Source organism: Streptomyces sp. NBC_01232 (assembly GCF_035989885.1).
GTDB lineage: Bacteria > Actinomycetota > Actinomycetes > Streptomycetales > Streptomycetaceae > Streptomyces.
The window spans coordinates 4800504-4819846 of the sequence record NZ_CP108518.1 but is presented as its reverse complement, the minus strand read 5'-3'; the positions used below and the strand labels follow the sequence as shown (position 1 = coordinate 4819846).

At 73.1% G+C, this 19343-nt stretch carries 21 protein-coding genes; 16 read left to right on the top strand and 5 right to left on the bottom strand.

Features of this window, described 5'->3' with window-relative positions; translation table 11 throughout:
* Positions 1 to 390 precede the first annotated feature (390 nt).
* The 7 genes from OG444_RS22290 (at position 391) to OG444_RS22260 (ending at position 6804) form a co-directional block, all read left to right on the top strand.
* On the top strand, positions 391 to 816 hold the full coding sequence (locus tag OG444_RS22290) for a phage tail protein (protein ID WP_327266887.1): 426 nt from the start codon (positions 391 to 393) through the stop codon (positions 814 to 816).
* Between the two features lie 85 nt (positions 817 to 901).
* On the top strand, positions 902 to 1627 hold the full coding sequence (locus OG444_RS22285) for a CIS tube protein (protein ID WP_327263843.1): 726 nt from the start codon (positions 902 to 904) through the stop codon (positions 1625 to 1627).
* Positions 1624 to 3441, top strand: a complete 1818-nt coding sequence (locus OG444_RS22280) for a VgrG-related protein (RefSeq protein WP_327263842.1) — start codon at positions 1624 to 1626, stop codon at positions 3439 to 3441. The genes OG444_RS22285 and OG444_RS22280 overlap by 4 nt, the downstream gene beginning before the upstream one ends.
* 78 nt (positions 3442 to 3519) lie before the next feature.
* Positions 3520 to 3837, top strand: a complete 318-nt coding sequence (locus OG444_RS22275) for a PAAR domain-containing protein (protein WP_327263841.1) — start codon at positions 3520 to 3522, stop codon at positions 3835 to 3837.
* Positions 3837 to 4259, top strand: coding sequence for a GPW/gp25 family protein (locus OG444_RS22270; RefSeq protein ID WP_327263840.1), 423 nt, complete (start codon positions 3837 to 3839; stop codon positions 4257 to 4259). The genes OG444_RS22275 and OG444_RS22270 overlap by 1 nt, the downstream gene beginning before the upstream one ends.
* Positions 4259 to 6241: a putative baseplate assembly protein gene (locus tag OG444_RS22265; protein WP_327263839.1), complete on the top strand. Its 1983-nt coding sequence runs from the start codon at positions 4259 to 4261 to the stop codon at positions 6239 to 6241. Before OG444_RS22270 ends, OG444_RS22265 begins: the two co-directional genes overlap by 1 nt.
* Positions 6238 to 6804: a phage tail protein gene (locus OG444_RS22260; RefSeq protein ID WP_327263838.1), complete on the top strand. Its 567-nt coding sequence runs from the start codon at positions 6238 to 6240 to the stop codon at positions 6802 to 6804. Before OG444_RS22265 ends, OG444_RS22260 begins: the two co-directional genes overlap by 4 nt.
* Before the next feature lie 220 nt (positions 6805 to 7024).
* Here the strand turns inward: OG444_RS22260 and OG444_RS22255 are convergent, their stop codons facing one another.
* Positions 7025 to 7489 (bottom strand): hypothetical protein, encoded by a 465-nt coding sequence (locus OG444_RS22255; RefSeq protein ID WP_327263837.1) that lies wholly within the window; start codon positions 7487 to 7489, stop codon positions 7025 to 7027.
* Positions 7490 to 7673: 184 nt separating this feature from the next.
* Between OG444_RS22255 and OG444_RS22250 the strand changes: the two genes are divergently transcribed.
* Positions 7674 to 8387 (top strand): NADase-type glycan-binding domain-containing protein, encoded by a 714-nt coding sequence (locus OG444_RS22250; RefSeq protein WP_327263836.1) that lies wholly within the window; start codon positions 7674 to 7676, stop codon positions 8385 to 8387.
* Between the two features lie 53 nt (positions 8388 to 8440).
* The gene (locus OG444_RS22245) at positions 8441 to 9043 is read left to right on the top strand and encodes a GNAT family N-acetyltransferase (protein ID WP_327263835.1); all 603 of its coding nucleotides are present in this window, start codon (positions 8441 to 8443) and stop codon (positions 9041 to 9043) included.
* Here OG444_RS22245 and OG444_RS22240 read toward each other — a convergent pair.
* Positions 9027 to 9923, bottom strand: a complete 897-nt coding sequence (locus tag OG444_RS22240) for an NADP-dependent oxidoreductase (RefSeq protein ID WP_327266886.1) — start codon at positions 9921 to 9923, stop codon at positions 9027 to 9029. The two genes, OG444_RS22245 and OG444_RS22240, sit on opposite strands and share 17 nt — an antisense overlap.
* Before the next feature lie 194 nt (positions 9924 to 10117).
* Between OG444_RS22240 and OG444_RS22235 the strand changes: the two genes are divergently transcribed.
* Positions 10118 to 10534, top strand: a complete 417-nt coding sequence (locus OG444_RS22235; RefSeq protein ID WP_327263834.1) for a winged helix-turn-helix transcriptional regulator — start codon at positions 10118 to 10120, stop codon at positions 10532 to 10534.
* A gap of 41 nt (positions 10535 to 10575) precedes the next feature.
* Positions 10576 to 11304: a Mut7-C RNAse domain-containing protein gene (locus OG444_RS22230; protein WP_327263833.1), complete on the top strand. Its 729-nt coding sequence runs from the start codon at positions 10576 to 10578 to the stop codon at positions 11302 to 11304.
* Between the two features lie 39 nt (positions 11305 to 11343).
* On the opposite strand, the gene OG444_RS22225 is transcribed toward OG444_RS22230, so the two are convergent.
* Entirely contained in the window at positions 11344 to 11817 is a 474-nt protein-coding gene (locus tag OG444_RS22225) for a hypothetical protein (RefSeq protein ID WP_327263832.1), read from the bottom strand.
* A 248-nt stretch (positions 11818 to 12065) separates the two neighbouring features.
* Between OG444_RS22225 and OG444_RS22220 the strand changes: the two genes are divergently transcribed.
* A complete protein-coding gene (locus OG444_RS22220; RefSeq protein WP_327263831.1) occupies positions 12066 to 12830 on the top strand; it encodes an SDR family oxidoreductase in 765 nt (254 codons plus the stop codon).
* Here the strand turns inward: OG444_RS22220 and OG444_RS22215 are convergent.
* A complete protein-coding gene (locus OG444_RS22215; RefSeq protein ID WP_327263830.1) occupies positions 12827 to 13504 on the bottom strand; it encodes a polysaccharide deacetylase family protein in 678 nt (225 codons plus the stop codon). The two genes, OG444_RS22220 and OG444_RS22215, sit on opposite strands and share 4 nt — an antisense overlap.
* Before the next feature lie 272 nt (positions 13505 to 13776).
* On the opposite strand from OG444_RS22215, the gene OG444_RS22210 reads away from it, so the two are divergent.
* Positions 13777 to 14595 carry an LAGLIDADG family homing endonuclease gene (locus OG444_RS22210; protein ID WP_327263829.1) on the top strand — a complete coding sequence of 273 codons (819 nt, stop codon included), beginning with the start codon at positions 13777 to 13779 and terminating at the stop codon, positions 14593 to 14595.
* Positions 14596 to 14667: 72 nt separating this feature from the next.
* Here OG444_RS22210 and OG444_RS22205 read toward each other — a convergent pair whose 3' ends face one another.
* Entirely contained in the window at positions 14668 to 15861 is a 1194-nt protein-coding gene (locus tag OG444_RS22205) for an RtcB family protein (protein WP_327263828.1), read from the bottom strand.
* Between the two features lie 191 nt (positions 15862 to 16052).
* On the opposite strand from OG444_RS22205, the gene OG444_RS22200 reads away from it, so the two are divergent.
* From OG444_RS22200 to OG444_RS22190, 3 genes are all read left to right on the top strand, one after another.
* The gene (locus OG444_RS22200; RefSeq protein ID WP_327263827.1) at positions 16053 to 16916 is read left to right on the top strand and encodes a DUF3558 domain-containing protein; all 864 of its coding nucleotides are present in this window, start codon (positions 16053 to 16055) and stop codon (positions 16914 to 16916) included.
* 114 nt (positions 16917 to 17030) lie between these two features.
* A complete protein-coding gene (locus OG444_RS22195; protein WP_327263826.1) occupies positions 17031 to 17795 on the top strand; it encodes a DUF3558 domain-containing protein in 765 nt (254 codons plus the stop codon).
* Positions 17796 to 17960: 165 nt separating this feature from the next.
* Positions 17961 to 19277: a DUF2637 domain-containing protein gene (locus OG444_RS22190; protein WP_327263825.1), complete on the top strand. Its 1317-nt coding sequence runs from the start codon at positions 17961 to 17963 to the stop codon at positions 19275 to 19277.
* Positions 19278 to 19343: the final 66 nt, after the last annotated feature.

The following is a 19343-nucleotide window of genomic DNA, read 5'->3' as shown; positions in this document are numbered from 1 at the left end:
CTCGTGGTCCAGCCGGCAGCTCGGCCGCGTCGCCTGCGCAGCCCGTACCCGTCGTGCGCCCCAGGGCCACCGGAGCCCCCGCCCCAGCCCCCGCCACCGCGCCGCCGCCACCTCCGCCTCCGCCGCCGGTGCAGCGCGCGCCGGGCGGGACCGTGGCCGGGCCGCGGAGCGGCCCCCGGCCGGCCGGGGGCGCCGCCGAGCCGGCCCCTGCCGGCCGGCACGCGGCACCGCAGGTGCCCGACTCCGACCTGGACGATCTCGCACGCCGCCTGCTGGATCCGGTCTCCCGCCTGCTGCGCACCGAGTTGCGGCGCGGCCGGGAACGCGCGGGCCGGCCCTTCGACGGCCGCCGCTGAGAACGCGTACGAACGAGAAACGGACGACGGACCGATGACGGACAACATCTTCGCCACCAGCGTGTTCTTCAGGCTGGCGATCGGCGGCAACGACCTGGGCGCCTTCCACACCTGCTCCGGCATGGGCGCCGAGGTCGAAATGGAGACCTACGCGGAGGGCGGCAACAACGGCTTCACCTGGCAGCTGCCGGGCCGCGTGACCTGGTCGAACATCACCCTCACCCGGCCCGTCACCACGGACACGGCGAAGATCGGCCGCTGGCTGGACGAGACGCTGCGGCGGGTCGAGCCCAAGGACGGGGAGATCGTGGCGCTGCGGCCCGATCTGAGCCGGATCATCAGCTGGCAGGTGTTCGGGATCGTCCCGGTCCGGTGGCAGGGGCCGTCCTTCGACCCCGCCAACTCCGCCGCGGCGGTGGAGACGTTGGAGATCGCCCACCAGGGGCTGCTGCCCTCCTGACCACCCGCCGCGCGCCGCCTCACTGCCTCACTGCCCCGCTGCCCCCGCCGCCCCCCGATCGCCCGCCCCCGAAGGGATCCACGCCATGGCCTCATCGGCACGCGCCAGCCGCGCCAGGGCCCAGCTCACCCTCAAGGAACCCCCTGCTTCGGTCGGGGCCAAGCCGGGCGGGGTGATCGCGAAGCTCGACCTCCAGTTCAACCCGTCGACCCTGCAGCTGGGCAAGACCACCGAGTGGCGGCGCTCCCCCTCCCGGATGGCCGGCCAGTCGGCGCTGCCCGAGTTCGTGGGCAGCGGTCCGCGCACCCTGAGCCTGGAGGTGTTCCTCGACGCGACCGCCACCCACGACAACTCGGTCGAACAGGCCGTGGAAAAGCTGATGAAGGCGTGTGTGCCGACCCCGGCCAGCCTCGGCCGCAAGAAGCCGGCGAGCCCCTGGGTGCGCTTCGAGTGGGGCAGCGCGCGGACGACTTCGTTCGACGGGGTCCTGTCGAACCTCTCGGTGTCGTACACGCTCTTCGACGTGGACGGCAAACCGCTGCGCGCCACCTGCTCGCTGTCCATCGAGGAGGCGAGTGTCGACCCGCCGGGCCAGAACCCGACCTCAGGCTCACGGACCGCCCGCAGCACGCACATCGTGGTGGCGGGCGACAGCCTGGCGATGCTCGCCTGGCGCGAATACGGCGACGCGACGGCCTGGCGGGCCATCGCGGAGGCCAACGGCATAGACGACCCGATGGCCCTCGTCCCCGGCACCGAGATCGTGGTGCCCGGCACACAGGACCGGCACGGCGAGGAGGAGCAGCGGTGAGCGGATCCGAACCCGGCGGCCGGTCGTTCGCGGCCGACCCGATCGTGGAGTCCCCGGGCGAACTGCCGCAGATCTGGGCGGCCCAGCTGGTGAGCTGCGTGGTCGACGAGAACGTGGGGCTGCCGGACACGGCGGTGCTCACCTACCGCGACCCCGACCACGAGTTCCTGCGCGCCACCGGCATCACCATCGGCTCCCCGCTGCGGGTGTCGGTGGCGACCGTGAAGGGCCAGGCGCGGGAGCGGCTGTTCAACGGCGAGGTCACGGCCCTGGAGATCGACCGGGACCGCACCGGCTCGTTCACCGTCGTCCGCGCCTACTCCAAGGCGCACCGTCTCCAGCGCGGCCGCAGGGTCGTGGCGTACCGGAACATGACGGCCGCGGCGATCGTCCGCAAGGTGGCCGCCGGAGCGGGCCTGGCCGTCGGGAAGGTGGAGGCGGCGCCGGTCACGTACAAGCAGCTGTCCCAGGCGAACGTCTCCGACTGGGACTTCCTGCAGTACCTCGCGGGCGAGAGCGGCGCGCAGGTGCGCGTCGACGACCAGGGGCTGCTGCAGTTCACCCGGCCCGTGAAGGCGTCCGGGGCTCCCGCCCCGTCGACGTCGGCCGTGCGCGATCCGATGGTCCTGGAGTACGGGAGGAACCTGCTCGCCCTGCGGGCCGCGCTGTCGGCCGCCGACGGCTCCTCGACCGTGCAGGTGCGCGGCTGGGACGTGACCACCAAACGGCCGCTGGTCGCCGAGCAGCCGTCGGTGGTGAGCGACACGGTGGTGCCGGGCCTCAGCCCGTCCCTCGCCACCCGCTTCGGGAAGTCGGCCGTGGCCGTCACCGACACTCCGTACCGTACGCAGGCCGAGACCACGGCGGTCGCGAAGGCGACGGCGGACCGGATCGGCTCCGGATTCGGCGAGCTGGAGGCGGTGGCCGAGGGGAACCCGCTGCTGCGGGCCGGCAAGGCGGTGGCCCTCGGCAACGTGGGGCAGGCTTTCTCCGGCCGGTACACGGCGACGGCCGTGCAGCACGTCCTGGAGCCGCACGGCGGCTACCGCACCACCGTGTGGGTCAGCTCCAGCCCGGACCGCTCCCTGGCCGGCCTGGTGACCGGCGCCAACGCGCCGGGGCGCGGCCCGCGCATCCCGGGGCTCGCGATCGGCGTGGTGACGGACGTGCGCGAGCCGAACGGCTCCGAACGAGGCGCGGTCCGACTGAAGTTCCCCTGGCTGGACGACACGTACGTCACCGACTGGGTGCGCACCGTCCAGTGGGGCGGCAAGGGCGGCGGCGGTGTGGTGAGCCCCGAGGTCAACGACGAGGTGCTCGTGGGGTTCGAACAGGGGCTGCTCGACAGCCCGTACGTCATCGGCGGGCTCTACAACGGTGTGGACCAGCCCTCCCCGCACGACGTCCCGCTGATCGACAGGACCAGCGGAAAGGTCAACCGCCGCTCCGTGGTGTCGCGTTCGGGGCACCGTGTGGAGCTGCTGGACGCGGCGGCGCCGGGACCCTCCGGGCTGCGGCTGGTGACCGGGGACGAGCGGCTGGAAGTACGCATGGACGACCGCCGGGACCGTATCGAGCTCACCGTGTACGCGGGGCCCAAGCGTCCGCTGACCTCCGTCGTCCTGGACAGGGCCGGCATCACCCTGGACGCCGGCCGGGGCACCGTGAAGGTCTCCGGCCGTCAGGTGGACATCGACGGCACCGCCGGGGTCAGCATCGGCGGCCGCTCGGTGAAGGTGTCCGGGACGGCGGACGTCACCGTCAACGGCGGCCTGCTCGCCGTCCTCAAGGCCCGGCTCATCCGGATCAACTGAGGCCCCCACGGCCCGTCCACCACGCCCGCCCACCACGCCCGCCCACCACGACCCTTTCCCCCTCGCCCAGGAGCCCCGATGCCAGCCGCAGCCCGTACCGGTGACCCCACCAACCACGCCGGCCGGATCGCCACGCCGCCGCCCGGCGCCGCCGCGGCGGTCGCGACGGTGCTGATCGGCGGACAGCCCGCCGCCGTCGTGGGCAGCCTGCACGTCTGCCCGGTCCCGCCGCACGCGGCGACGGGACCGGCCAACGTGATCATGCCCAACCCCGCAGCCCTCGCCGCCGGCGCGGTCCTCATCGGCGGGCTGCCCGCCGCACGGGCCCGCGACCAGACCGCCTGCGGCGCGATGGTCCTCACCGGCGCCATGAACGTCCTGATCGGCGGCGTGTGATGAGCGAACGGTTCATCGGGCGCGGCTGGGCCTTCCCCCTGCGCGTCGGGCCGACCGGCGGCATCGCCATGGTCGAGCGGGAACGGGAGCTGGAGGAGGCCATCCGGCTGATCCTGGGCACCGCTCCGGGCGAGCGGCCGATGCGGCCCGAATTCGGCTGCGGCATCCACGAGTACGTCTTCGCCCCCGGCGACGGCGACACCGCCGGGCGGGTCGCCCAGCAGGTGCGCGAGGCCCTGGAGCGCTGGGAGCCCCGCATCGCGGTGGACGAGGTCGTCGTGGCCTTCGACGCCGTGGACGCCGGCACCCTCTACATCGATGTGCACTACACGGTGCGCACCACCAACGACCGGCGCAACCTGGTCTTCCCCTTCTACACGATCCCCTCCGAGGAGGGGGCCGAGGAAATGGTCGCGGACTGATGGCCCTGCCCTCCCCCAACCTGGACGACCGGCGGTTCCAGCAACTCGTCGACGAGGCGAAGCGGTACGTGCAGCAGCGCGCGCCGGAGTGGACCGACCACAACGTCTCCGACCCGGGCGTCACCCTGATCGAGACGTTCGCCTACCTCGTGGACCAGCTGCTCTACCGGCTGAACCGGGTCCCGGAGAAGAACTACCTGGCCTTCCTGGACCTGCTGGACATCCAGCTGTACCCGCCCTCGGCCGCCGCCGCCGACATCGACTTCTGGCTGTCCGCCCCGCAGCCCGACACGGTCACGCTGCCCGCCGGCACCGAGGTCACGACCGCCACCGGGGAGAGCGAGGAGGCCGTGGTGTTCGCCACCACCGGCGATCTGCGCATCGTGCCCAGCGAGTTGACGCGCCTGGTCACCGCGCCCCGCACCGGTGACATGACCGACCGGACCGGCGCGCTCGCCGAGGGCCGCGACATCCCCTGCTTCGCGGCGACGCCCGAGCCCGGCGACGCTCTGCTGTTCGGCCTGCCGACGGCCGTACCGCGCTGCGTGGTCGCGGTCCGTCTCGACAGCCGCGTCGAGGGCGTCGGCGTCGACCCGCGCCAGCCCCCGCTCGTGTGGGAGGCGTGGGACGGCGGCCGGTGGCAGCGCTGCGAGACCGACTCCGACAGCACCGGCGGTCTCAACCGGCCCGGCGAGATCATCGTGTACGTACCGGCCGGGCACACCGCCTCACTGCTGAGCGGCACCCGCGCGGGATGGCTGCGCTGCCGGGTCACCGAACCCGAGCCCGGCCAGCCGTTCTACTCGGAGTCCCCGACCGTGCGCGAGGCCGCCGTCTTCACCGTCGGCGGCACCATGACCGTGGAGCACGCCGAGCGGGTGAGCGACGTACCGCTCGGCACCTCGGAGGGGGTGGCCGGGCAGACCTTCCGGCTCGGCCGCCCGCCCGTGCTGCTCGACGGGGAACCGCCGTCGGTGGAGGTGTCCTCCGCCGACGGATGGCAGCGCTGGGAGGTGGTCGAGCACTTCGGCCGCTCGGGCCCCGACGACCGGCACGTCCGCGTGAACGCCACCACCGGCGAGTTCGCCTTCCCGCCGGTGCTCCGCGAGGCCGACGGCACCCTGCGGTCCTGCGGGGCCGTGCCGCCCAAGGGCTCCCGGATCCGCGTGGCCCGCTACCGCACCGGCGGCGGCCCCGCGGGCAACGTCTCGCGCGGCGCGATCTCCGTACTGCGCAGCTCCGTCCCCTACGTCGCCCGCGTCACCAACCGGGAGGCGGCGCGGGGCGGCGTCGCCGGGGAGACGATCGACAACGCCAGACTGCGGGCGCCGGAAGCCCTGCGCATGCAGGAACGCGCGGTGACCGCCGAGGACCACGAGATCATCGCCCGCCGGGCGGCGCCCTCGGTACTCCGGGTCCGCTGCCTGCCCGCCACCGGCACGGCGGGCGGAGCGGCCGCCGCGGGCGCGGTACGCGTCCTGGTGGTGCCGGACGCGGTGGCCGACGAGGGCGACCGGCTCCGCTTCGAGCAGCTGATCCCCTCCGACCAGGTACTCGAAGCGATCACCGCCGCCCTCGACGAACGGCGGCTGATCGGCACGCGCGTCGTCGTGGAGCCGCCCGTCTACCAGGGCGTCACCGTCGTCGCACGGCTGTCGGCACCCGCCGCGGACGCCGACCGGGTGCGCGAGGCGGCGCTCGCCGCGCTGTTCCGCCACCTCAACCCCCTGCACGGCGGGCCCGACGGCGCCGGCTGGCCGTTCGGGCGGCCCGTCCAGTACGGCGAGGTGTTCGGCGTACTCCAACGCGCCGTCGGGGAAGTCCTGGTGGAGGAGATCCGGATGTTCGCCGCCGACCCGATCACCGGGCGGCGCGGAGCCCCCGTCGACCGCATCGACATCGGAGCGGGCGCACTCGTCTTCTCCTACCAGCACCAGGTGGTCGTGACGGAGCCGGACCGGGAGCCGGGGGTGCACGGATGAGCCGGGCCGCCGTCCCCGGCCTGCCCAGCCGGCATCCGATCGGCGAGCAACTGCCCGCGCTGTACGCCGACGACGACTTCGCCCAGCGGTTCACGGCCGGGCTGGACACCGTCCTCGCCCCGGTGTTCACGACCCTCGACAACCTGCCCTCCTACTTCGACCCCCGGCTGGCTCCGGCGGCCGACTTCCTGCCCTGGCTGGCCTCCTGGGTGGGCGCCGTCGACGACCCCCGGTGGCCCACCGGACTGCGGCGCGAGGCGGTGGCGCGGGCGGTGGAACTGCACCGCCTGCGCGGCACCCGGCGCGGCCTGACCGAGGCCCTGCGCCTGGTGCTGGGCGTGTCCGCCGAGGTCAGCGGCGACGGCGGGGCCGTCTGGTCCCGTACGGCCGGCGGCGAGCTGCCCGCCGCTCCGGCCGGCGAGGTCCTCGTCCGGGTGTGGCCGCAGGGCGGGGAGGCGGTGGACGCGGACCGGGTCCGCGCGCTCGTGCGCACCCTGTGCCCCGTCCACACGGTCTGCCGGGTCGAGATCCTGCCCGGGCCTCCCGCGGACGAAGGGAAGTGACAACGGTGCGTGCGTGTCCCGTGTGCGGGTCGTCCAACGGCGTGACGGACGACTTCTGCGGCAACTGCGGTGCCTACCTGGGCTGGTCGGGCTCCGCCCCCTCCCGGACCTCGGCCGCCCCGCCGGCCGACGTCCCGGGGGCGGCCGAGCCCCACCCCACCCCCGCCCCGCCGGACCCCCCAACCGAGCCGGCCGGCCCGGCCGGGTCCACTTCTTCTGCTCAGTCCGCTCCCGGATCGCCCACCACTGCCGGATCGGCCCCGTCGACGCCCACCGCTGCCGGGTCGCCCCCTCCTGCACCCACCGCTCCCGGAACGGCCCCTGCTGGGCCCACCGCTGCCGGGTCGGCCCCGTCGACGCCCACCGCTGCCGGGTCGCCCCCGTCCACGGCCTCCGCGCCGGAGTCCCGCCCCGCCGGTCCGGCGGCGGCGGACCCGGCCGCGCCCGCCGGCCCCGCCGCGCCCCCGGGTGCGCCGCCGGCCCCGCCCGCGCCTTCCGGGCCCGCGGCCGCGGAACGGCGGCCCTGGCAGCGCAGGCGGCCCGTCCCGCCCCCGCCCTCCGGCGCCGCGTCCGGTCCGGGCACGCCCCCGGGCACGCAACCGCCCGCGCCCTCCTCGGAGCAGCAGCCCGCCGCGGAGCCGCGGGACGGATCCGCCCCGCCCGCACCCTCCGTGTCCCCGGGCACGGAACCGGCACCGCCCGCGCCCTCCGGGACGGGGGCCCCGCACCCGGTGATCCCGGCACGGCCCCCCGCCGCCCCCCGGGCCGTCGCGCCGCGGGCATCCGCACCCGCGCCGATACCCGCCTCCCCGCAGCCCGTCCGGCCCGCGAAGGCCGTCGCCCCGCGCCCGGTCGTGCGTACCGCCGCCGTGAGCGACGACGTGTCCGGCGCGCCCTGCCCCGCCTGCGCCACGCCCAACCCGCCGGAGCGCCGGTTCTGCCGCCGCTGCGCGGCTCCGCTGACGCCCGCCACCGCACCGGCACCCCTGCCGTGGTGGCGGACCGTGTGGCCGTTCCGCCGCCGCACCCGCGCGGGCTCGGGCCGGACGACGCGCTTCCTGGTGGTCCTGGCCGTCGTACTGGCCCTCTGCGCGGGCGCCTTCCTGCTGCTGCCGGCCGGCCGCCGCCTGATCGAGGACACCCGCGACAAGCTCGGCAAGGCCAAGGCGGTGACCGCCGCCCGCGTCGAGGCGAGCGCCGAGGTGCCCGGACATCCGGTGGGCGACAGCACGGACGGGCTCAGCAACCGCTACTGGGGCGCGCCCGCCCCCGGCGCCTCGGCGACGTACACCTTCGCCAAGCCCTTCCGCCTGGTCGACGTGATCATCACCAACGGCGCCTCGACCTCGCCCGAGGAGTACGCCCGGCAGGCGCGGGCGCTCCAGATCGACATGGAGGTGACGGCCGGGGACGGCCGCAAGGTCCACAGGAGGCTCACGCTGAGCGACAAGCCCGGTCCCCAGACCTTCCCCACCGGTATCAGTGACGCAACGACGGTCCGGCTGACCCTGGACATGCCCGCCGGGGCCGCGCCGGACCGCCATCTCGCCCTGGCGGAGGTGGAGTTCTTCCAGCGGAGCTGACGGCCCCGGGCGTGACCTCACCGCACCGCACCGCACCGCAGTAGCGTGTCCGGATGGAGACGCACGTACGACTGGAACCCTGGTCCGCGGGGGACTTCTGGCTGCTGGAGCGCAAGAACGAACCGGCCATGACCGAGTTCCTGGGCGGCCCCGAGCCGGCCGCCAAGCTCGTCGACCGGCAGCGGCGCTACGAGGCCCTGAGCGCGCGGGAGCCGGCCGCCGGCCGGATGTTCCGCGTGGTGTGGACACCCGCCGGGGACCCTTCCGCAGACCCTGCCGGGGACGGGGACGGGGCCGGGGACGGGGCCGCCCGCAGCGTCGGGTCCGTCGGCTTCTGGGAGCGGGAGTGGCGGGGCGAGCCGGTCTACGAGGCCGGCTGGGGCATCCTGCCCGAGTTCCAGGGCCACGGGCTGGCCGTGGCGGCGCTGGCCGAACTCCTGGCGTACGTCCGCGCCCACGGCTCCCGCGACAGCGTCCACGCCTTCCCGGGCACCGACCACCCGGCGTCCAACGCGGTCTGCCGGCGGGCCGGGTTCGAGTACCTCGGCGACGTCGACTTCGAGTACCCGCCCGGGGTGCCCCACCCGAGCTGCGACTGGCGCTACCGGGTGGGGCGGCCGCAGGGCCCGGACACGGCGGTCACGGCGTCAGGATGATGCGGCCGCGGACCCCCGGGGCGGCGAGCCGTTCGTGGGCCCTGGCGGCCTCCGCGAGCGGGAAGGTCTCCGCGACCCGCAGGGTGAGCGCGCCCGCGTCGACCAGGGCCACCAGACGGGCCAGGTGCTCCCCGTCCGCCGCCACCTCCTGTTCCACCACCCGGACGCCGCGCTCCGCGGCCGGGGCGTGGTGCGGGATCAGGCCGACGTAGACCCCGCCGTCGCGTACGGCCCCCAGCGCCTCCGCGCCCAGCACGGCCGCGTCCAGGACCCCGTCCACCGGGCCGGCCGCAGCCGAGCCGCGCGGGACGAACCCGGTCGCGCCCAGGGACCGTACGAGCTCCTCGTCCTCCGCGCCCGCCAGGGCCGTCACCACCAGGCCGGCCCGCGCGGCGAGCTGGACGGCCAGGCCGCCGACGACGCCCGCGGCGCCGGTGATCAGCACCGAGTTGCCGGGGGCGAGCCCCAGCTGGTCCACCGCGCGGGCGGCGGTGAGGGCGGCGAGCGGGAGCCCGGCCGCGGCCACGGCGTCCACGGTGGCCGGCGCGGCCGCCACGGCGGTGGCGTCGAGCACCACGTACTGCGCGTGCGTGCCCAGCGGCTTCACCGTCCCGTAGTGCAGCCCCACGACCCGGTCCCCGGCGCTCCGGCCGGTCACGCCGGCGCCGACCTCGTCGATCTCCCCGGACACGTCCCAGCCGAGGCCGAGCCGCTGTCCGGCGCCGCCGAAGACCCCGGCGCGGACCGCGCCGTCCACCGGGTTGAGCCCGGCGGCGGTGACCCGGACGCGGACCTGGCCGGCTGCGGGGCGCGGCAGCGGGACCTCGGCCAGGACGACCTGTTCCGGGCCGCCGAACCCGGTCACCACGGCCGCCTGCATCGTCTGCTCACTCATCTCGATCTCTCCCGTTCGCCGGTTCGCGTGGTCGTTCACGCGTCCACTGATGCGCTCGCGCTCGCTCGTTCGCTCGCGCTCGTTCGCTCGTTCCTGACGAGCACTAACCTAGGGAGAGGTACTCTCTTTTCGTAAGTACGCACTCCAAGGTGCGTACCCGACCCGGAAGTGGGGCACCCATGGCCACCAGCACCGCCGCGGCCCGTCGCGAGGAAGCCCGTTCCGCCTACGACGCCTTCCTCAGGGAATGCCCCACCGGCCAGCTCCTGGCCCGCATCAGCGACAAGTGGGTCGGCCTCATCGTCAGCGCCCTCGGCCAGGCCGAAGACCGCACCATGCGCTACAGCGACCTGGGCCGCAAGATCCCCGGCGTGAGCCAGAAAATGCTCACCCAGACCCTGCGCTCCCTCGAACGCGACGGCCTCGTCACCCGCACCGTCACCCCCACCGTCCCCGTCCGCGTCGACTACCGCCTCACCGACCTCGGCAGCAGCCTCGGCTGCCTCCTGTCCTCCGTGAAACTGTGGGCCGAGAACCACTTCGACGAGGTCAACGCCCATCGCGACACCTACGACCGGACCACCGCGACCTCGTAAATCCGGCGCGACCCGCTCCCCGGCAATGGCATGCTGACAGGGTGAACGGACCCGGCATTCAGCTCACCCTCGCCCCCGAACTGCGCCTCTTCGCCCCGCCCAGCCGGCGCGCCGAACGCGTACCGACCGCGACCGACGGCGCCTCCAGCCTCGGCCACGTCGTCGAATCGGCCGGCGTCCCGCTCACCGAGGTCGGCCGCCTCCTCGTCGACGGCCACGAGGTACCCGTCTCCTACGTGCCCCAGGACGGCCAGAACGTCGAGGTGCTCGGGGTCGAACGGCCCCAGCAGGTCCCCGGCGCCCCGCTCCGCTTCCTCCTCGACGTCCACCTCGGCACCCTCGCCCGCCGCCTGCGCCTGCTCGGCGTCGACGCCGCCTACGAGAACGAGGACATCGGCGACCCCGCCCTCGCCACCCGCTCCGCCGCCGAGCAGCGCGTCCTGCTCTCCCGCGACCGCGGACTGCTGCGCCGCCGCGAGCTGTTCGCCGGCGCCTACGTCTACAGCGACAACCCCGACGAGCAACTGCGCGACGTACTGGGCCGGTTCGCACCCGCCCTCGCACCGTGGACCCGCTGCACCGCCTGCAACGGCCCGCTCCGCGAGGCCGACAAGGAGAGCGTCGGCGAGCGCCTGGAACAGGGCACGCACCGCTCCTACGACGTCTTCGCACAGTGCGCCGAGTGCGAGCGCGTCTACTGGCGCGGCGCCCATCACGCCCGCCTGGAGCGGATCGTCGACGAGGCCCTGGTGGAGTTCGGCACGGCTTAGACCCGGAAGACGCGCCCCTGCCCAGGGGCGCGCCCCGGCCTAGAAGGCGTACGCGTCGCCGGTGTCCAGCGCCAGCACCACGTGCTCGTTGTTGGCGTGGTTCCGGTCCGTGGCACCACCGTTCCACCACGTGTCCACCCGCACCACCACCTCCGGCGACGGCTCCCGCAGCTCCAGCAGCAGCCCGATGTGCCGGCCCCGCCCGTGCAGCGGCAGCGGTCCCGTCTCGCACACCACCTCGCGCACGCCCGCCCGCGCGCAGCCACCCGCCAGCTCCTGCCGGTCCGCGAGCTCGGCCGACAGCCGCACCCGCACCGTCGCGTTCGGCAGCGCGGCGGGCCCGTTGTTCTCCGGGACCATCCAGATCCGCAGCCGCGCCCCGGCCAGGACCACCCGGCCGTGGTAGGCCACATCGGCCTCCGGCTCGTCCGCCACCGACGCCCGGACCGACGGCAGGACCGATGCCTGGGCCGACCCGGGGACACCCGCACCGAGCGCCAGCAAACCCGCCACCACCACACTTCGTACGGCACCACGGCGCACCGACACCACCTCCTCGCGCGGAGGCTAGCCACCGGCACCCCCGACCGATCGGACCATCACACGAACGAGGGCGCGCCCACCCCCATCTGCCGCTGGGACATCGCCGGGCCCTCGCCCGCCCCGCCGGAACGGCCCTGATCATGTACGCCCCGCGCGGCCGCCGAGCCGCGCCTATGCTGGCGGGTAATCGCCCGTACGAACGACCGAGGAGCCCGCACATGAGCACGGCCGCCACCCGAACCGCCGTAGTCACCGGCGCGAGCAGCGGCATCGGCGCGGCCACCGCCCGGCAGCTCGCCGCCGCCGGCTACCACGTCGTCCTCACCGCCCGCCGCAAGGACCGCATCGAGGCCCTCGCCGCCGAGATCACCGCGGCCGGCCACCGGGCCACCGCCCACGCCCTCGACGTCACCGACCGTCCCGCCGTCGACGCCTTCGCCGCCTCCCTGGACCGCTGCGACGTACTCGTGAACAACGCCGGCGGAGCCATCGGAGCCGAGCCCGTCGCCACCGGCGACCCCGCCGACTGGCGCACGATGTACGAGGTCAACGTCATCGGCACGCTCCACGTCACCCAGGCCCTGCTCCCCGCCCTCACCGCCTCCGGCGACGGCACGGTCGTGGTCCTCTCCTCCACCGCGGGCCACTCCACGTACGAGGGCGGGGCCGGCTACGTCGCCGCCAAGAACGGCGCCCGCGTCCTCGCCGAGACCCTGCGCCTGGAGATCGTCGGCCAGCCCGTGCGCGTCATCGAGATCGCCCCGGGCATGGTCAAGACCGAGGAATTCGCGAAGACCCGGTTCCGCGGCGACGCCGAGAAGGCGGAGAAGGTCTACGCGGGCGTCGCGGAGCCCCTCTCCGCCGACGACGTGGCCGACACCATCACCTGGGCGGTCACCCGCCCCAGCCACGTCAACATCGACCTCCTGGTAGTCCGCCCCCGCGCCCAGGCCTCCAACACCAAGGTCCACCGGGAGCTCTAGGCCGGGAGAACTCCGGCCGCCTTCAGGTGCGGCATGAGGGCCGCCGGCTTCAGGCCGGCGGCCCTCGCCGCGTCCAGGGCCCGCTGAAGGTCCGCCGCCAGCGTCGGCGTGAAGTGCAGCAGCACGATGTCCCCGGCCTGCAGCCGCGGCGTCGGCGGGGTCTGCCCCCAGGTGGTGAAATCGTGCGTCCAGGTCACCAGCGCCTTCACCCCGCACGCCTTGGCCGCGAGCCGCACCTCGTCGTTCACCGCCCCGTACGGCGGCCGCAGCAGCTTCGGCGTCCGCCCGAAGGCGGCCTGCAGCTGCTCCCCGGCCCCGCAGACCTCGGCGTCCTTGCCGGCCGCGTCGAGCGTGGTCAGGTCGGGGTGGTTGACCGTGTGGTTCTCGACGCCGACGCGCCCTTCCTCCGTGAGCCGGGTGAAGTACCCGGTGTCGTACGAGGTGGCCCCGGGCAGCAGGAACAACGCGGCGGGCACCCGCTTCTCCAACAGGATCCGCGCCGCCGCCGGATCATGGCTCCAGCCGTCGTCGATGGTGATGAAGACGACCTTCTCACCGGTCGGCACACGCGACACGACGGGCGGCAGCCCCACCTTCGCCTGCGCGGACCCGGCGGCCCCGAGGGCGAGCGACAACGACGCGAGCACGGCGAGTAGCACGCGGGATCTCCACATGCCGCACACCATGGTCTAGACCAGATTGCAAGTCAACCCCCTTATCCCAAGCGGAAGTTGATGTCCCACATCCCCGGAATCCTCGACAGCAACGAGTGTCGACGGGAGTGCGCGGCGCAATGTGAAATTCCGTCACACGTTCGAGCGATTTTGAGGGGATCGGCCAGGTTCACCTGGATTCCCCACCTAAGTTCAGCCGCAATACGAACGGCCCCCGGCCGGGATGGCAGTCCCGGACGAGGGCCTCACCAACAAGGAAGAAGGACTTCCTCATGGCTGAACAGGACCCTAGCGCCGCCGCGCACTTCATGGACCTCACTGACCCCCGCTACGCATACATGTTCGGCTTCCTCCAAGCCGACGGACACCTCGCACAGGGCACGGGGCGGAAGGGCAAGCTCACCGCCGAGATCAACGCACGTGACATCCACATCCTCCGCGAGTTCCAGCAGCTCACGCCCTACTTCAGCTCGATCACCGAGCGTGTCAGGACCACGAACTTCGCCCAGCTCCACCCCTCCGCCACATGGAGCCTCTGCTCCCTGGAAGCCCGGAGCACGATCAACAGGCTCGGAATGCCCTACGGACGCAAGTCGAGGACGATCAAGCCGCCCCGTGTGGAGTTCTCGCGCCGCGACTACCTTCGGGGGATCATCGACGCCGACGGATCCGTCGGCTACACGGGCAAGGGCCTTCCGTTCGTCTCACTCACCACCGCCAGCACTGCGGTGGGTGCATACCTGTGCCACTTCGCGAAGAAGGTCACCGGGGCAGAGCGGAGCATCAAGCGCAATGCCCGGGACGGGATCTACAACGTCCTCTACACGAAGGAAGCGGCGATCGAGCTCGCCGCGCACCTGTACTACGACGGCTGCCTGGGCCTGGAGCGCAAGAAGGCCAAGGCAGCCGAAATTCGCGACTGGGTCCGGCCGGCGGACATGCGGGTCGCTCCGCCCCGCCGACGCTGGACCCCGAAGGACGACGAGGTCCTCCTGCAGGTGAACGACGCCGCGGCGGCCGGGGTCGTTCTCGACAGGACCGAGCAGAGCTGCTCGATGCGCCTCTGGCGCCTGCGGACCGGCAAAGCGTGAGCAGGACGACACGGAGGGGCCCGGGCCGATCACGACCCGGGCCCCTCCGCTCCCCCGAAAACCACACCCGCCTCAGCCCTTGATGCAGATGACCTGCTTGAGCTTGGCCACGACCTGCACCAGGTCGGTCTGCTGGTCGATGACCTGCTCGATGGACTTGTAGGCACCCGGGATCTCGTCCACGACGCCCGAGTCCTTGCGGCACTCCACGCCCTTGGTCTGCTCCGCCAGATCCCGCGCCGAGAACCGCTTCTTCGCCGCCGTCCGGCTCATCTTCCGGCCCGCGCCGTGCGAGGCCGAGTTGAAGGACTTCTCGTTGCCGAGCCCCTTCACGATGTACGAGCCCGTGCCCATGGAGCCCGGGATGATCCCGTAGTCACCGCTGCCGGCGCGGATCGCGCCCTTGCGCGTGACCAGCAGGTCCATGCCGTCGTACCGCTCCTCCGCCACATAGTTGTGGTGGCAGCTGATCTCCCGGTCGAAGGAGACCTTCGCCTTCCGGAACTCCTTCCGGAACACCTCCTTGAACAGGCTCATCATCACGGCGCGGTTGTACTTCGCGTACTCCTGCGCCCAGAAGAGGTCGTTGCGGTACGCGTCCATCTCCGGTGTGGCCGCGAGGAAGACCGCGAGGTCCCGGTCCACGAGGCCTTCGTTGTGCGAAAGCCCTCGGGCCACGCCGATATGGAAGGCCGCCAGCTCGTTGCCGATGTTCCGCGATCCCGAGTGCAGCATGAGCCACACCGAACCGGATGAATCAATGCATACCTCGCAAAAGTGATTCCCTTGGCCAAGGGTTCCCATTTGCCGCATCGCCCGGTCCCGCCGGAACTTCACCGCATCCGTGACGTAGTCGAAGCGCTCCCACAGGTCCCCGAAACCCGCCTCCGAGAACCCGTACAGCCGCGAGGGGTCCACCGCCTCGCGGTGCATCCCCGCCCCCACCGGAATCGCCCGCTCGATCTTCGACCGCAGACCCGACAGGTCCCCCGGCAGGTCATTGGCCGTCAGGGACGTCTTCACCGCCGACATGCCGCAGCCGATGTCCACCCCCACCGCCGCCGGACAGACCGCGTCCTTCATGGCGATGACCGAGCCGACGGTGGCGCCCTTGCCGTAGTGGACGTCCGGCATCACGGCCAGGCCCTTGATCCAGGGGAGGGTGGCGACGTTGTGCAGCTGCTGCATCGCGCTGTCCTCGACCGACGCCGGGTCGGTCCACATCCTGATCGGGACCTTCGCCCCGGGCACCTCTACGTACGACATAAGGAATCAATCCCCCGAAAACCACGGAAAAGTTGGAAAGCGCAAAAGCCTCGCTCTTGATCCCAAATACGACAGAGGACCGGCGCCGGCACCAGCGTGTGCGATAGACATTGTGTCCAGCCGCGCCCAAGTCGCGGCAACGCATTTTCCTGACCGTCGGGGGGCCCGCCGGTCGAAGGGAGCCAGTGGACGTGCAGCGCAAGGCGGTACGGCGGCGAGTCCTGCCAGGCATCGCGATGCTCACCGCGCTCGCGGCAGGGGCGGCCGGCCTGACCGGGTGCACCGACGGGAGCGGTGGCGGAAGCACCAGCGATTCGAAGGCCGGCGGGAGCGCCGCCGTGCCCGCCCAGCCGGGGAAGTACCGCAGTCTGCCCGCGCCCTGCAAGGCCGGTGTCGACAGCAAGAAGCTCAAGGGCATGCTCCCGGCAGGGGACAGCCTCACCCCGGAGCAGCGCGACCAGATGTACGCGGGCGTCGCGGACACCTCGTACGACGGCGACCGGCACGTCGGCTGCCGCTGGACGGGGCAGAGCCCGGAGGAGACCCGGCTGCTGTCGGTCCGCTTCGAGCGCGTGGTCTCGTACGACCGGGCCGTCAGCAGCGACGACGAGAAGGCCAAGCAGGTCTACGTGCGCCGGCTCACCGACGCGCGCCTGCCCTTCCCCGGCCCCACCGGGAGCCCCGCCCCGGCGGCTCCCACCCCGGCGGCTCCGACGCCCGCCGCTCCGGCCGCCTCGGGTTCGCCCGCTTCCGGAGCACCCGCCTCCGGCGCGCCGTCGTCCCCCGGCGGGGGCCCGTCCGCCCCGGTCGAGCTCGGGTCCCGGGTCCTGGAGGATCTCGGCAGCGAGGCGTTCCTGGAGGACAAGCTCAGCCCCGCCGGGGCCAGCGCCGCGCAGTCCCGCACCGTGCGCATTGTGTTCCGTACCTCGAACGTCATCGTCAGCATGGAGTACAGCGTGCAGCCCGCGCTGCCCGGCACGATCCCGCCGAGCACCGAAACCCAGGACAAGGCACGGCAGTTGGCGCAGGCTCTGGCGGAGCGTTTCAGCGAGTGAGTGGTGCGCGCCACGCCCGGGGGTGACGGCGCGCACAGCAGTGGGCCACCCGGTCGGGCTACCGTTGCCCGGTCCCGCGTCCGAAGAACAACCGACAATCGTACTGAAGGAACCATGCACCGATCAGCCTCGCGCCTCACCCGCGTTCTCGCCTGCGCAGCCGTCCCGGTGATCCTCACCGTCGCCGGGTGTTCGTCCGACTCGGGCAAGGACTCGGGCGCGAAAGGCGACAAGAAGTCCGGTTCGTCCTCGTCGGCCAAGCCCAACCCGAAGTCGTCCAAGACCCTGGAGAAGGCGGCCTTCGCCACCCTCCCGGACGCCTGCAAGGCGGTCCAGACGGCGACGATAGACACGCTCGTCCCGGAGGCGAAGGACAAGAACGGTACGGCGACCCCGTCGAACGACCCGGCCACCCGCGTCAGCTGCTACTGGACGGGCCTGGACGAGGACGGCCTGAAGGGCTCGCAGTACCGCTGGCTCTCGCTCTCCTTCTTCCGCTCCGACTCGCACGCCACGCTCGGCGACGCCAACAAGCGTGCCGAGGAGCAGTTCAACAAGCAGGTGGAGGTCGCGAAGACCACCGAGGGCGCGCAGGACCCGAAGGCTGAGGCCGTCGGTGAGACCGGCGACCAGGGGACGTCGGTCGTCTACACGGTGAAGAAGGACGGCAACGACCACTTCAACACGACGGTCGTGGCGCGCACCCAGAACGTGGTGATCACGCTCGACTACAACGGTGCGGGGCTCGAGGGTGCCGGTGCGCCGGACCACGCGAAGCTGCTCCAGGACGCGGTCGCGGCCGCCAAGGAGGCTGTGGCCTCGGTGGGCGCGGCGAACAAGGCCCCGGCGGAGGCGCCGCAGTCCCCGAAGCCCCAGTAGGGGAGGTCGCGGGGCGGGGCCCTTGGGCGTTGACATCCGGTCACCCGTACGCTGTGCCTGCTGCAGCTCGGTAAAGGCGCGGTAAGTGCCTCGCACCGGCGCCAGCACTCAGCACTCTGCGCTCGGTATGTGCTCGACAAGGGGAGGGGATCGCGGGTGGCCGCGATGCAACTGACTCGTACGCACCGGATACTCATAGGCGTCGTGGTCGCGGGAGCCGTGATCATCGCCGGGATCGGGTTCGCGGGCTCGTACTCCGCGGTGCGTGCGCTCGCCCTGCAGAAGGGGTTCGGCAGCTTCTCGCTGGTGTTCCCGATCGGCATCGACGCGGGCATCTGCGTCCTGCTCGCCCTGGACCTGCTGCTGACCTGGATGCGGATCCCCTTCCCGCTGCTGCGCCAGACGGCGTGGCTGCTGACGGCGGCGACGATCGCGTTCAACGGTGCGGCCTCCTGGCCGGATCCGCTGGGTGTCGGGATGCACGCCGTGATCCCGGTGCTGTTCGTGGTGACGGTGGAGGCCGCCCGGCACGCGGTGGGCCGGATCGCGGACATCACCGCGGACCGGCACATGGAGGGTGTGCGCATCACGCGGTGGCTGCTGTCGCCGATACCCACCTTCAAGCTGTGGCGCCGGATGAAGCTGTGGGAGCTGCGCTCCTACGAGCAGGCGGTCACGATGGAGCAGGACCGGCTGATCTACCAGGCGCGCCTGCAGGCGCGGTACGGGCGTTCCTGGCGGCGGAAGGCTCCGGTGGAGGCGCTGATGCCGCTGAAGCTGGCGAAGATCGGTGTGCCGCTCGCGGAGACGACTCCGGACGCGCTGGCGGCGACGGGCATCGAGCCGGCGGTGCTGCCTCCGGTGGAGCAGAACCAGCAGCAGAACCAGCAGCAGGCGCCGGCCCTGGCCGCCGCGCCCGAGCTCGCCCAGCAGGCCCCGCAGGCCGTCCAGCCCCAGCTGCAGTCGCAGGGGCAGATCCCGCCCGGCGCGCCCGGCGCTCCCGTTGTCCCCGGTGCCGCGCAGCACGTCCCGCCGGCCTTCGCGGTGGACCCGACGGCCATGCCCGCGGCCCACAACAGCGCGTGGTTCGCCGCGCCGCTGGCGCCGCAGGCGGCGTACGAGGGCGGCTACAACCCGCAGTACGTGGAGGGGCTGGAGCCGACCCCGGTGCTGCCCCCGATGGGCCCGGACGAGGAGCGGCCGGCGCAGCAGGAGCTGCCGATCCCGGCCCCGCGTCAGGAGGAGGCCCCGCAGGAGGGCCCCGAGACCCCTGACGAGGCCGAGTTCGCCGAGGCGGCGTACAAGGTGTTCTGCGCGCTGGTCGACGAGAAGCAGGACTACCCGTCGGCGGAGGCCCTCGACATACACCTGTCGGACGGTTACGGCGTGACGCACCCGCGCAGCGGTTCCCTGCTCCGCCGGATGATCCCGGCGTTCAAGCAGCGTTACCACAAGGACCGCGAGGCCGAGCACATCGCCTGAGGGCGACGGCGGACATGCGGAAGGGCCCGCACCCCTCGGGGTGCGGGCCCTTCCGCATGTCCTGCG